Annotated in this window: 12 protein-coding genes; 6 read left to right on the top strand and 6 right to left on the bottom strand. The window is 59.7% G+C overall.

Annotated elements, in window-relative coordinates; genetic code table 11:
* Nucleotides 1-71 precede the first annotated feature (71 nt).
* Nucleotides 72-251, bottom strand: a complete 180-nt coding sequence (locus tag KVG91_RS04975; RefSeq protein WP_017527541.1) for a hypothetical protein — start codon at nt 249-251, stop codon at nt 72-74.
* 336 nt (nt 252-587) lie between these two features.
* On the opposite strand from KVG91_RS04975, the gene KVG91_RS04970 reads away from it, so the two are divergent.
* Both KVG91_RS04970 and KVG91_RS04965 read left to right on the top strand, forming a co-directional pair.
* Entirely contained in the window at nt 588-1424 is an 837-nt protein-coding gene (locus KVG91_RS04970) for a CvfB family protein (RefSeq protein ID WP_169376218.1), read from the top strand.
* A gap of 423 nt (nt 1425-1847) precedes the next feature.
* Entirely contained in the window at nt 1848-3290 is a 1443-nt protein-coding gene (locus KVG91_RS04965) for an NCS1 family nucleobase:cation symporter-1 (RefSeq protein WP_169376214.1), read from the top strand.
* Here the strand turns inward: KVG91_RS04965 and KVG91_RS04960 are convergent.
* Nucleotides 3202-4410 (bottom strand): MFS transporter, encoded by a 1209-nt coding sequence (locus KVG91_RS04960; protein ID WP_169376213.1) that lies wholly within the window; start codon nt 4408-4410, stop codon nt 3202-3204. The genes KVG91_RS04965 and KVG91_RS04960 overlap by 89 nt on opposite strands.
* A 102-nt stretch (nt 4411-4512) precedes the next feature.
* On the opposite strand from KVG91_RS04960, the gene ptrR reads away from it, so the two are divergent.
* The 3 genes from ptrR to KVG91_RS04950 all read left to right on the top strand — a co-directional run bounded on the left by ptrR (nt 4513) and on the right by KVG91_RS04950 (nt 7646).
* Entirely contained in the window at nt 4513-5406 is an 894-nt protein-coding gene (ptrR, locus tag KVG91_RS04955; RefSeq protein WP_217894871.1) for a putrescine utilization regulator PtrR, read from the top strand.
* A gap of 142 nt (nt 5407-5548) precedes the next feature.
* Nucleotides 5549-5671, top strand: coding sequence for a PA1414 family protein (locus KVG91_RS27800; RefSeq protein WP_003193089.1), 123 nt, complete (start codon nt 5549-5551; stop codon nt 5669-5671).
* Between the two features lie 343 nt (nt 5672-6014).
* Nucleotides 6015-7646 carry an NAD(P)-dependent oxidoreductase gene (locus tag KVG91_RS04950; RefSeq protein WP_169377841.1) on the top strand — a complete coding sequence of 544 codons (1632 nt, stop codon included), beginning with the start codon at nt 6015-6017 and terminating at the stop codon, nt 7644-7646.
* Nucleotides 7647-7674: 28 nt separating this feature from the next.
* On the opposite strand, the gene KVG91_RS04945 is transcribed toward KVG91_RS04950, so the two are convergent.
* The 4 genes from KVG91_RS04945 to speB are packed head-to-tail and all read right to left on the bottom strand — an operon-like array spanning nt 7675 to nt 11998.
* Nucleotides 7675-9057 carry a sodium:solute symporter gene (locus KVG91_RS04945; RefSeq protein ID WP_169377840.1) on the bottom strand — a complete coding sequence of 461 codons (1383 nt, stop codon included), beginning with the start codon at nt 9055-9057 and terminating at the stop codon, nt 7675-7677.
* A gap of 35 nt (nt 9058-9092) precedes the next feature.
* Nucleotides 9093-10604: a purine-cytosine permease family protein gene (locus KVG91_RS04940; protein WP_169377839.1), complete on the bottom strand. Its 1512-nt coding sequence runs from the start codon at nt 10602-10604 to the stop codon at nt 9093-9095.
* Between the two features lie 21 nt (nt 10605-10625).
* Nucleotides 10626-11048 carry a YybH family protein gene (locus tag KVG91_RS04935; RefSeq protein ID WP_169377838.1) on the bottom strand — a complete coding sequence of 141 codons (423 nt, stop codon included), beginning with the start codon at nt 11046-11048 and terminating at the stop codon, nt 10626-10628.
* Nucleotides 11048-11998: an agmatinase gene (gene speB, locus KVG91_RS04930; RefSeq protein ID WP_169377837.1), complete on the bottom strand. Its 951-nt coding sequence runs from the start codon at nt 11996-11998 to the stop codon at nt 11048-11050. The genes KVG91_RS04935 and speB overlap by 1 nt, the downstream gene beginning before the upstream one ends.
* A 452-nt stretch (nt 11999-12450) precedes the next feature.
* Between speB and KVG91_RS04925 the strand changes: the two genes are divergently transcribed.
* Nucleotides 12451-13344, top strand: a complete 894-nt coding sequence (locus KVG91_RS04925) for a LysR family transcriptional regulator (RefSeq protein ID WP_017134867.1) — start codon at nt 12451-12453, stop codon at nt 13342-13344.
* The last annotated feature ends 6 nt before the right edge of the window (nt 13345-13350 follow it).

Below are 13350 nucleotides of genomic sequence, written 5' to 3'. Positions count from 1 at the left end.
GAGGGTGTTTCGGGCTCTAGTCCTAGCGCCTTGAAGGCAAGACGCTTAGGGACCAGGTGCGTTGCGCAGTCTTACTTTTTACCCAGGCTGATCTGCTTGGATGGGCCGAAAGTCTGGCCGCTCACGCCCTTGGCAATTTGCTGGATTTCGCCACCGGACTTGAGGAACGCAGCGATCTGGTTGTTGATCGACTCGCTGGTTTCAACGGCTGGAGCTGGCTTTGCTTTGCTGTTGGATGCTTTTACACGCATGGCGGCCACTAACCTGTAGAAAATTAACTTGGCCAGGCATCGTACAGGAAATACTTGACAATTGCTTGGCAAATATCCCCTTGGAATAAGCGTGGAGCCCGGGAGTGAACCAAAGTTCGCGGCTGAAATAAGCCCCTAACTTGCTGTTTTACCTCGAAACCATGGTGCGGTATTAGTGTGACCATCAGGGGCAATTGCGCCGAATGATCGGACGAGCGGGGCCATGACCCGCGCCGTGCCACCGGATCGCCACGCCAGCCCGCGTTTTTGCAGGCGCACGCGCGTGGCGCTCGCAACTCGGGTAGAATGCCGCCCACGCAATGAGGGTATTTGAAAATGGCTTTGGTCGGGCGCTACAACAGCTTGCAAGTGGTTAAACACACTCACTTTGGTTTGTACCTGGACGGTGCGCAAGATGGCGAAATCCTCTTGCCCAATCGGTACATCCCTAAAGATATTCCCAGTGAAGATGAAGACTGGCTTAACGTTTTCATTTATCTGGACAGTGATGACAAACTTATCGCCACCACTGAAAAGCCCAAAGTTCAAGTGGGTGAGTTCGCCAGTTTGAAAGTGGTAGAAGTCAACAGTATCGGCGTGTTCCTCGACTGGGGCTTGCCCAAGGATCTGCTGCTGCCCTATTCCGAGGAAAAACGCCAGCTGACCGCCGGCGAATATTGTGTGGTGCACGTCTACCTCGACAAACACACCAAGCGTATTACCGCCACTGCGCGACTGGATCGCTACCTGGATAAGACGCCGGCCAATTACCAGGTGGGCCAGGAAGTCGACCTGCTGGTGGCCGAAGCCACTGACATGGGTTTCAAGGCGATCATCAACAACAAGCACTGGGGCTTGATCCACAAGAACGAAGTGTTCAAGTTCCTGCGCCCGGGCAAGGAAGAAAAGGGTTTTATCAAAGAGATCCGCGCCGACGGCAATATCAGCTTGAGCCTTCAACCGGTCGGTCAAGAAGCAGCCTCCAGCCTGAACTCCAAGATCCTCGCCAAGTTGCGTGAGAATAACGGCACCTTACCGGTGAGCGACAAAAGCGACCCCGCCGTAATCAGCAACTTGTTCGGCGTGAGCAAGGGCAACTTCAAGAAGGCGATTGGCGCGCTGTATAAGCAGGGCCAGATCGTGATTCACGCGGATCGCATTGAACTCAGCTAAATGCACCTTCCTACTCTGAGTTTTATCCCAGGCGTCTCTGCAACTTTTGGTGTTGCAGAGGACCTGTAGCGGGACGGCGGCACTGCCAACATCTTCGTCGCCTGTTACACCGCTTTCGCAGCCTCGCTAAAGCTCGACAGCTCCCACAGGAAATCTGCGTTGTCAGCGGGATCTGGATCTGCCGCACGGTGGGTTATCTGTGTGCACATCGAGTGCGCCGATGATTGTGTACAGGAATTACGTGCACCGTTGCTGAGCGTTAACGCCTTTCCTTAGATAGGTATCCCACCCTATGGAGCGCCGTGCCAGAGGGATTGCGTTCAATTGGCACGCATTCTGCTAACTTCCTCGTATACAACCCGGCCGCCTTCCGTATGCACACCCGTGACGCAAGCGCAGGCTGGTACTTCGAGGAGCCCAGCGATGACCGAACAATTGCCCAAAGGCTACAGCCCGCGCCTGTACAACAAGGACCTCGGCCCACTGCCGCAAAAGTGGAACTGGTACAACATCTTCGCCTTTTGGATGAGCGATGTGCACAGCGTCGGCGGCTATGTGTTCGCCGCCAGCCTCTTCGCCCTGGGGCTGGCCAGTTGGCAGGTGTTGATCGCCTTGCTTGCCGGTATCTGCATCGTGCAGTTGATCGCCAACCTGGTGGCAAAGCCCAGCCAGCAGGCCGCTGTGCCTTACCCGGTGATTTGCCGCTTGGCGTTCGGTGTGTTCGGGGCGAACATTCCTGCTGTGATTCGCGGATTGATCGCCGTGGCCTGGTACGGGATCCAGACGTATCTGGCCTCAAGTGCCTTGATCATCGTGGTGCTGCGCTTTTTCCCACAGATGGCGGTGTATGCAGAGCCGCATTTTGCAGGCCTGTCCTACCTTGGCTGGTTCGGGTTTCTCAGCCTGTGGTTACTTCAGGCGGCTGTGTTCTGGGCCGGTATGGAGTCTATCCGCCGCTTTATCGATTGGGCGGGCCCGGTGGTGTATGCGGTGATGTTTGCGCTCGCGGGTTGGATCGTGTGGAAGGCGGGCTGGTCGAACATCAGCTTTACCCTGGGGGAAAAATCCCTCTCAGGTTGGCAGGCGTTTGGCCAAGTGATTGTGGCGACGGCGCTGGTGGTGTCGTACTTCTCCGGGCCGACCTTGAACTTCGGTGACTTCAGCCGCTACTGCCGCAGCATGCAGGATGTACGACGGGGCAATTTCTGGGGGCTGCCGGTGAATTTCCTGGCGTTTTCCCTGGTTACCGTGGTGATCGTCTCGGGTACGTTGCCAGTGTTTGGTGAAATGCTGCACGACCCGATCGCCACGGTGTCGCGCATCGATAACAGCATGGCGGTGTTGCTCGGTGCCTTTGCCTTCGTAACGGCGACCATCGGCATCAATATCGTGGCCAACTTCGTGTCCCCGGCGTTTGACTTCGCCAACGTCGCGCCGAGCAAGATCAGTTGGCGCGCCGGCGGGATGATCGCCGCCGTGGCATCGATTTTCATCACACCGTGGAACCTGTTCAACAACCCGCTGATGATCCATTACACCCTGGATATCCTCGCGGCCTTTATCGGCCCGCTGTTCGGGATACTGCTGGTGGATTTCTACCTGATCAAAAAACAGAAGATCGACGTAGATGCGCTGTTTGATGACAGCCCGAGCGGGCGTTATTACTTCGATGGCGGCGTGAACTGGACGGCGGTCAAGGCGTTGGTGCCCGCGACGCTGGTGGGCGTCGCGATCACCTTTACGCCGGTATTGCAGGGCATGGCCAACTTTGCCTGGTTCACCGGCTGTTTCCTGGGTGGGCTGTTTTTCCTGGTGCTTGCGCGGCGAGAGCAACTTCGCACGCCCCTGCCATTGGTTGCCGGCTAAGCAATACCGCACCCGCCAGTACCAGGCCGCAACCGGCAATAACCAACGCCGGTTGCAGGCCACCGCTGATATGACTGCTCACCGAGGCCAGCAATGGCCCGCTCAATTGGCCGATGGCAAAGCAGGCGGTCAGCAAACCGGTGCTGCGCTGGTAACCATGAGGCGCGACGTCCCGCAAGCGAGCCATTACCAGTTGCATGCAAGCCAGGAACGGCCCACCGCACAGCAGCACGCCCAGCGCCAGGCCCCAGCCATTACCCAGCAGACAGGCAAATACCCCAGCTGCTTGCAGCCACAGTGTGGTCATCAGCCAGCGGCGGGTGGTGTGCGGGTCTTTGCGGCGCAGACTGGCCACCCCCACGCCAATCGCCGCGGCCAGGCCAAAGCAAGGCCAGAACAGATCAGCCTGCCAGACGCCGTTGAATTGCGCGCTGGCCATCTGCGACAGGAATGTCGCCGGGATAATGTAGCCAAGGCCGTATAACACGTAGATCCAGCACAAATGCGCGATGCTGCCATTGCTGCCCGCGTCGCCAGGGCCGGAGAGCGGTGTGCTGGTGACGGAAGGCTGGGGCAGTAGAGGCAGAATCACCAACAACATCAGCAACGCCACGACGCCATACACCAGCCACAACGTGGCCGAGCTTTGCCCCAACAGGTTCGAGCCCAGCGCCAGCAACCCGGTCAACACAATCCCCAGCCCCGGCCCGGCAAATACCAATGCGCCCAGGCGCGGGCGCCCGGCGGCAAGCGCCAGCGGCTGGCTCAGGCTGGTGACCATCACCAGTGCCCAGGCACTCGCGACACCGGTACCAAAGCGCAGCAACAGGTGCGGCCAGAAGCCATGCGCCCAGGACGACGCCAGGGTCAACAGCACGCATAGCCACAGCCCACCATATAAACGCCCGCGGACATGTTGATGGCTGCGCGCAAAGATCGAATCCACCGCACCGACCAGGTAGCCCAGATAATTGGCGGCGGCAATCAGCCCGGCGCCGGTCAAGTCGACCTGCCCCTCGCTGAGCAAGTGCGGCATTTGTGGGGTAAGGGCGAAGCGGCCGATACCCATCGCCATCATCAAGGCGACAAAGCTGGCAAGCAGGCGAATCAAGGGGGACATGGTCAGGTGCCTAAGGGTGAGCGAATACCCTCAGGCTAAAGCGGATTGACTTTCTGTAAAAATGAATAATAGTGAGTAACTTGTTCAATTTTGGAGAAAGTTATGGAGTTCAGTCAGCTGCGAATTTTTCAGGCGGTGGCGCAAGAGGGCTCCATTACCCGTGCGGCCGAGCGGCTGCATCGAGTGCCGTCGAACCTGTCGACACGGCTCAAGCAGATGGAAGAACAACTGGGCGTCGAGCTGTTCGTTCGCGAGCGTCAACGCTTGCAGCTTTCTCCTGCGGGCAAAGTGTTGCTGGACTACAGCACTCGTCTGCTGGCCCTGCACGATGAAGCCCATGGCGCCGTGCAAGGAGGGCAACCGGCCGGCGACTTTGTGTTGGGCAGCATGTACAGCACGGCAGCGGTTCATTTGCCGAAGCTGCTGGCTTGCTATCACAAGGCTTATCCGAGGGTGAACCTGCAGGTGCAATCGGCGCCCAGCGGTGAATTGCTCGAAGGTTTGATGACCGGTCGGCTGGACGCTGCGTTTGTGGACGGGCCCATCACGATTGCCTCCTTGGACGGTGTCGCCCTGTGCGAAGAACGCTTGGTGCTGATTTGCGAAGCCGATCACCCGCCGGTGCGCGGGCCGCAGGACGTGGCGGGGCGTGCGGTGTTCACCTTCCGTCGCAGTTGCGCCTACCGCACGCGCCTGGAAACCTGGTTTTCCCACGAGCGCGTGGCGATGGGCCGGGCAATCGAGATCGAATCCTACCAAGGCATGCTCGCCTGTGTGATCGCAGGGTCGGGCGTGGCGTTGATGTCCGAATCCATGCTCGACAGCCTGCCCGGCAAGGACAGCGTGTCCGTTCATCCGTTGATTGGGCCTTTTGCCACTGCGACCACCTGGCTGATGTGGCGAAAGGGTATGCTCGGCGCTAACCTCAACGCATGGATCGACCTCCAGCAAGAGGGCAAGACCGAAGTCCGGCAAGACGCACGCGCAATTGCTTGAACGATCCGTCAGGATTTGTATCAATTCAGTAACAGTTCGTTGTGGTTTCGTTCAAGCATTACGTAGGACTTAGGGCTACTATCAATGTAGGAAAAGGTGACAGAACTTGCACCTACCAGCATTACCCTCAAGGGGGGCAACCATGAAAGAGAAAATTCAAAACTGGCTCCATGATCTGGGTGTTGCACTCGGCTTGATCGAGCCTCCGCTGCAGCCGGTGCCGATTCGCACGGATGATGAGCAGCGGCGTCCGCGTCGGCGATAAGCTCCGTTTTTCAAACTGCCGCACAATTCCCCTGTGGGAGCGGGCTTGCTCGCGAAAGCGGTGTATCAGTCGATGAAAAGTTGACTGACACACCGCTTTCGCGAGCAAGCCCGCTCCCACAATTGTTTGTGCTTTACGAAAAAACCGGATTTACGCCTGTTTATCAGGCTTTGGCGTTCAGTTGTCGGAACTGGACTACCGGATTGTCAGAATCGGCTGGCTTATTGGATTTTAAAAACGCGCGTAGGTTGGGTTCCCTCAGAGACCGAGACAACTTGTTTCGGACCAAGCCCATGCGCCTTTTCGAGGTGCTCCAATACGTCAAGATGGTTGGAGACACGCCATGCCGCTCTCTTCGGTTCCGCCGGTCGCCGCATCCCTCATCGCCACAACCGACTGTGTTTTACATATCGCACCTGTGTCGAAAGGCTGGAAAGCTGACGCACCCAGTAACGTCGTGTTTCTTCCCCCGACATTAACCACGCAAACGCTGCTGCTGCAGATCGCGCTCCTGCGCCCAACAACCATCGTCGCTGGAGACCAGGTCATCGATGCAGAGGTTATTGCCCAGTGGCGTGTATCCCACCCATTTGGCGACCTCAACCTGATCCGCAGAGGAGCGAGCCTGGACAAGGTGCAACTGGATCTGTGCAAAGCCAACGGCATCCGAGTGGTCAATACGCCCGGGATCAACGCACCGCATGTCGCAGCCTATATCGCGCACTGGCTGACACGGGCCGATGGCTCCATGCCCGCCGATGTCCGCGTACTCGGATACGGCAACGTGGGAAAAGAGCTTGTCAAATTACTGCTTGATCGAGATCCGGATGTCCGGATCAAGGTGTTGGTTCGGCACGGTCGATCGCCGGACACTCACGGCGGGGCCTTTTACGACAGCCGCGTGTCATTTGTGGTGGACTGGTCAGAGGCGCTGGAGGGAGCCACTGCTGTCGCGATCTGCTTAGCCCTGAATGATGACTCCACCCATCGCATCGATCCGGTCATGATTCAGGGTATGCAGGAACACGCGCGCCTGGTCTGTGTCGCCAAGCCGGATGTGTTTAGCGACGATGCGTTGCACGCGCTGGCAGTCGCTGAAGGCATCCAGCTTATTATGGACTATGGGCCTGCGACATTGGATGCGTTTCGCATACGCACGCAAACCCTTGGCTGCGATGTCTCCACATGGCGCAACCCGGCGACGCTGACTACACAGGCGGCAACCACCGAAGCCTGCCATTGCGACCTGGACTATGCGGTTTGCGTTCAACTGAGCTTGACGGCCTTGCGCGGCCTCGTCAGGCGCAAACTTGCACACTCATTGACGATTCCATCTCTACGGGTAGGTACCGGTGCCCCTTGCGTGTCGATCATCGGCAGAGGTATTAACGGTCTGTTCCAGGCCTCGATGCTCCGTCTGGCGAATTATCATGTCGTGGTGTACGAAGGTAATCAGCAGAGCGATGGAGCCGGTCACAAAAGTGTGAACATGCGTCATCTGTCAGCAATGGAGACGACTGCAAAGCCGACACACACTGACTATGTGCTTTCAAGAAATCAGTGTTTGACCGATGAGTGCAACCGCGCAGGTACTCAGTTGGTGGAAAAGTTACGGGCGGACAATCCTTCGCTGGGGCGCTTCGCGCAGGTGTCGGATTACGATGAAGAGATCCATCTTGAGGATGCGCTTGAGGAACTCTTACAGCGCTCTGGCGTTCAGTTTCGTCCCCAGCGTTTGGATTTGAGACAAATTGCTGAGTTGAGCAAAGAATACTTCGTCGTCAGTGCCGCGGAGTTAAAGGAAGGACTTTCAATAGTTTATAGATCTGCGTACAACCGAATCGCAGACGGGGCAACTTATACTGGGAGCTGGACGCAGGGGCTGGTCTGGGCCTCTCTGGTCCAGGAAATCATCCAGGCAAACGCTAAGTTGAATGGAAAAAACGGGCACGACATCCGACGTCGCACCCGCTGAAGAAACCGCTCTAGAAAACCGCTACGCCTCAAACCGTCCGAGCCACCGCCGCATCCGGCCTGCGCGACAACACACTCACCACGACAAAACTCACCAGCCCAACCGCCAGGCTGTAGTAAATCGGCGTGTTCGCATCCAGCCCATCCTTGAACATGAACACCAGCGCCGTCACAAAGCCCAGCACCATCGACGTGATTGCCCCCGACGTGGTCGCGCGTTTCCAGAAAATCGCGCCCATCAGCGGAATCAACATGCCGCCCACCAGCAGGTTGTAGGCCAGGGTCAGGGCGCTGATCACGTCGCTTACCAGCAGCGCGATACCCAGCACGGCGATACCGGTCAGCAGGGTGAACAGGCGGTTGAGCGCCAGGCTCGATTGCATGCCGCCGCGCAGACGCGGCAGCAGGTCTTCGGTCAGTACGGTGGAGGCGGCCAGCAGGCCGGCGCTGGCGGTGGACATCATCGCCGCCAGGGCGGCGGCGATCACCAGGCCGCGAATACCGTCGGGCAGCGACACTTTGACGATCGCGGCGAAGGCGTTGTTGACGTTGTCCAGGTCCGGGATCAGCACATGCGCCGCCATGCCGATCAGCGCACAGGCCAGGCCGTAGAGGATGCAGTAGAAACCGGCGAAGGTACCTGCGTACTTGGCGACCTTTTCGTCACGTGCGGTGAACACCCGCTGCCAGACGTCCTGGCCAATCAGGATGCCGAAAAAGTAGATCATGAAGTAGGTGATGATCGTGCCCCAGCCGATCGCAGTGAAGCTGAAGCTCGACGCCGGCAGCTTGGCCACCAGTTCGTCCCAGCCGCCGACGCGGTACAGGCAGATCGGCAATAGGATGAACATGAGGCCAACGGTCTTGATCACGAACTGCACGATGTCGGTTAGGGTCAGCGACCACATGCCCCCGATGGTCGAGTACACCACCACCACGCCACCGCCCAGCAGCACCGAGATCCAGAACGGCAAGCCGAACAGCACTTGCAGCACGGTGCCGATGGCCAGGATCGAGGTGACGGCAATCATCAGCGCGTAGGCCAGCATGATCACCGCGCTGGCCTGGCGGGCCATGGGGTTGTAGCGTTTTTCCAGGGCCTGGGTCACGGTGAAGATCTTCAGCTTCAACAGCGGCTTGGCCAGGAACAGGTTCAGCGCGATGATCCCCGCGCCCAGCGCGGCACACAGCCAGAAGCCCGAGATGCCATGCACATAACCCAGGCGCACGGTGCCGACGGTCGATGCACCGCCCAGCACCGTAGCGGCCATGGTGCCCATGTACAGCGACGGACCCAGGTTGCGCCCGGCCACCAGGTAGTCTTCGTGGGTCTTGGCGCGACGCATGCCGTAGTAGCCGAGCACCAGCATGCCGGCGGCGTAGATGAGTACGACGAATAAATCCAAAGCCATGACGGCGATTCTCCGATTATCTTTTTTATGGGCGATCAGGCGGCTGGATGCAGCGCCGGTTTAACGTGCGCATCCGTGCGCTGGCTGCGGGGGGCGGTCGGCCCGTACACGGCCGCCGGTTCCGCAAATACACGAAGCAAGGTCAGGTACACCACCGAGGCCAACCCCAGCGTCACCGGCAGGCTGATATCAATGCCACCGGCCAGACTTCCCAGCGGGCCGACAAACTGCCCCGGCAGGTTGACGAAGCACAGGCCCACCAGCGCGCTCGGAATCCAGGCCCCCAGCCCGCGCCAGTTCCAGCCATGACTGAACCAGTAGCGGCCGCCGGTTTCACCACGGGTGAACACCTGCAAGTCGTCCGGGCAATAGAAACCGCGACGCACGATCAGGCCGATGATCATGATCACCATCCACGGCGTGGTGCAGGTGATGATCAGCACGGCGAAGGTCGATACGCTCTGCACCAGGTTGGCGGCGAAACGTCCGATAAAGATGAAGGCAATCGACATCACGCCGATCAGCAGCGTGGCCCTGACCCGCGACAACAGGCGCGGAAACACACTGGACATGTCCAGTCCGGTGCCATACAGCGCGGTAGTACCGGTGGACATGCCGCCGATCATCGCGATCAGGCACACCGGCAGGAAGAACCAGCTCGGCGCCACCGCCAGCAATCCGCCGACATAGTTATTGGCCGCGATGTAGTCCGGTGCCTTGATCGCCACGATGGTCGCAGTGGCCAGGCCGAACAGGAAGGGGATCAGGGTGGCAATCTGCGCAGCGACCACGGCGAGCATGATGCGTGTTTTAGGCGTTTCACGCGGGATATAGCGCGACCAGTCACCCAGGAAGGCGCCAAAGGAAATCGGGTTGCTCATGGCCACCAGTGCCGCACCGATGAACGCTGCCCAGAACCCGGCCTGGCCCATGGCGACGGTGCCGGCGAACTGGCTGTCGAAGGCCGGTGCAAAGGCGAAGATCCCCAGCAGAAACAACAGGCTCGCCGCCCACACCGCAATGCGATTGACCCACAGCATGAAGCGAAAGCCGTAGATGCACACCGTCAGGACGAGCAGGGCGAACACGCCGTAGGCCAAGCCCAGGGTCAGGTCGGTTTCCGGCAAGCCGATCAGGCGTTTCGCACCACCCACCAGCGCATCGCCTGAACTCCACACCGACAGTGAGAAGAAGGCAATTGCCGTCAGCAGCGACAGAAACGAGCCGACGATCCGTCCGTGTACGCCAAAATGCGCGCCGGAAGACACCGCGTTGTTGGTGCCATTGAGCGGCCCGAACAGGCCCATAGGCGCCAGGATCAGCGCACCCACCAGCACGCCCAGCACAATCGCCCAGACGCCCGCCTGAAATGACAGACCAAACAGCACGGGGAAGGACCCCAGCACTGCGGTGGCAAAGGTATTGGCACCGCCGAAGATCAGGCGGAACAAGTCCGTGGGGCCGGCGGTACGCTCGTGGTCCGGGATCTGTTCGACCCCGTTGGTTTCTATCTTGCGAATAGGTTTATCGTTGTTTTTATTATTCATGATCAGCTCCGATCACATTGGCTAAGGGGGCGGCAGCCCTTCCGGCATAGCGGACAAATGTTCGTGACAGGCCAGCCACAGGCCTTGTTCTTGTTGTGTGCGAGCGCCTTGCCGTTTGAAGACAATGGTCTCGCGTTCCTGGCTGAAGAATTGCTCCCCGTTCATGCGCAGCTCGGTGGCCACGTCATGCATGAGAACCGCCACGTCACCCTGCAGGCTGACGAAGGCGTTGCTCGAGGCGCAAGACAGCACCTCGAACCCCTCGTCCCGGCGCCAGCTGTCCCACAACGCCTGGTAGGCATCGCGACTGAGCAGCGGCTGGGGGAGGGTGTGAAACACAAAGCTGGCATCGGCCGTGAATGCGTCGAAGTAGGCGGCGCGGTCATTGCGCGCGAAGGCCGCCACCAGGTCGGCGGCGGCTTGCAGCACTTCGTGCGTGCTCATCAGCGATGCGCCACGCCGGGCAGTACGCAGAGCATTTCGTACAGCAGGTTGGCGCCCAGCAACGAGGTGTTGCCGGTAGTGTCGTAGGGCGGCGAAACTTCTACCAGGTCGCAACCCACCAGGTCGAGGCCCTGGCAGCCACGGATGATCTCGATCGCCTGAATGGTGGTCAGCCCGCCGATTTCCGGTGTGCCGGTACCGGGCGCCCAGGCCGGGTCGATGCCGTCGATGTCGAAGCTCAGGTAGACCGGGCCGCCACCGACTTTTTCGCGCACCTCGGCCATCAACGGCGCGAGGGAGTGGTGCCAGCATTCTTCGGCCTGGACCACGCGGAAGCCCTGTTTGCGGCTCCAGTTGAAGTCTTCGGCGGTGTAGCCCTGGGCGCGCAGGCCGATCTGCACCACGCGGTTGCAATCGAGCAGGCCTTCTTCCACGGCGCGGCGGAAGGTGGTGCCGTGGGCGATTTTCTCGCCGAACATATGGTCGTTGACGTCGGCGTGGGCATCGATGTGCACCAGCCCGACCTTGCCGTGCTTCTTGTGGATCGCCCGCAGGATCGGCAGGGTGATGGTGTGGTCGCCGCCCAGGGTCATCGGGATGACGTTGTGCTCGAGGATCTCGTCGTAGGCCTCTTCGATGATGCGCACGGCGTCGAGCAGGTTGAAGGTGTTGATCGCGACGTCGCCGATGTCCGCCACCGACAGCGAGTCGAACGGCGCGGCGCCGGTGGCCATGTTGTAGGGGCGGATCATCACCGATTCGGCGCGGATTTCACGCGGACCGAAGCGGGTACCGGCGCGCAACGAAGTGCCGATGTCCAGGGGCACGCCGACAAAGGCGGCGTCCAGGCCCTTGGCCGTTTGCAGGTGGGGAAGGCGCATCATGGTGGCGATGCCGGCGAAGCGCGGCATTTCGTTGCCGCCCAGTGGTTGGTGGAAAATCTTGTCCACGGGAATGCCTCATCGTTGTTGTGGTTATCAGGGGCCGATTCTGCGAAATACATCGAAACGAAAGAATCGGCAGGGGCAAATACTTAGTTCAGACTTTTCTAAACTAAAGCCTGGGGTAAACTGCGCGGCTTGACTGTTGGCCTGTCGAACTCGGTTCAGGGTGGGAGCTGGCTTGCCTGTGATAGTCATAGGTAACTACACGTCTTTGTAGTGAGCGGGCTCGCCCCGCGCTGGGCCGCGAAGCGGCCCCAAACCAGGCGATGTGGGTTATCTGAAATTGCGCGGTGTCTTTATTGGGGCGGCTTCGCCACCCAACGCGGAACAAGCCCGCTCACTACAGGGAAATTTGTCAGCCTTTGAAAATTGTGTAGATACCTGACAGACACACCGCAATCGCAGGCAAGCCAGCTCCCACAAGGGATTGCGCTGCATCAGTTGAATCCGGAGAACCCATGGCCAACGCCTTGCCCGACCTGAAACTCCTGCGCATCTTCGTCAGCGTCGTGCGGCACCAAGGGTTTGCCAATGCCCAGCACGAACTCAACCTGTCGACGTCGGCCATCAGCACTTACATGAGCCAGTTGGAATCGGCGCTGGGCCTGGTGCTGTGCCATCGCGGCCGGGGCGGTTTCAGCCTGACCAGCAAGGGCGAGCTGTTTCATCAGGAAACCCTGCGTCTTTTAGGGGAGTTGGAAGGTTTCGAGCAATATGCCGCTGCGCTCAAGGGCGAGTTGCGCGGCACCCTCAAGCTCGGCGTGCTCGACTCCACCGTCAGCGACAAGGCCTTGCCGTTCGCCGAGGTGATCGGCGCCTACAGCCTGGAGCACCCGGCGGTGCACCTGCATTTATCGGTGATGAGCCCCTACGAACTGCAGTTGGGCGTGCAGGACAATCGCCTGGACCTGGCCATCGGCGCCTTTTCCAACCGCATGAGCGGGCTGATCTACATGCCGCTGTACCGCGAACAGCACTGGTTGTATTGCAGCACGCGGCATCCGCTGTTCAACGAGCGGCGCATCCCCGAGCAAGTGATCACCCAGCAGCGCATGGTCGGGCGCGGCTACTGGAGCCAGGCGGAGCTGGCGCGCCACGGCTTCAAGCACAGCGCCGCCACGGTGGAAAGCATGGAAGCGCAACTGATCCTGGTGCTGTCCGGCGCCTACATCGGCTACCTGCCGGAGCACTACGCCCAGGCCTGGGCCGACAAGGGCGACTTGCGCGTGCTACTGCCCGCCACCTTTGGCTACCAGGCGCCGTTCTCGATGATCATGCGCCGTGGCCGCAGCCGCGAACCGCTGATCCAGACCTTTCGCGATCTGCTCAAAGCCCAGCTCAACCAGGCCTGAAAACAC

The sequence above is a fragment of the Pseudomonas azadiae genome (genome assembly GCF_019145355.1).
Taxonomy (GTDB): Bacteria; Pseudomonadota; Gammaproteobacteria; order Pseudomonadales; family Pseudomonadaceae; genus Aquipseudomonas; species Aquipseudomonas azadiae.
The sequence above is the reverse complement of the archived record's forward strand: the minus strand, read 5'-3'. Positions and strand labels throughout refer to the sequence as shown.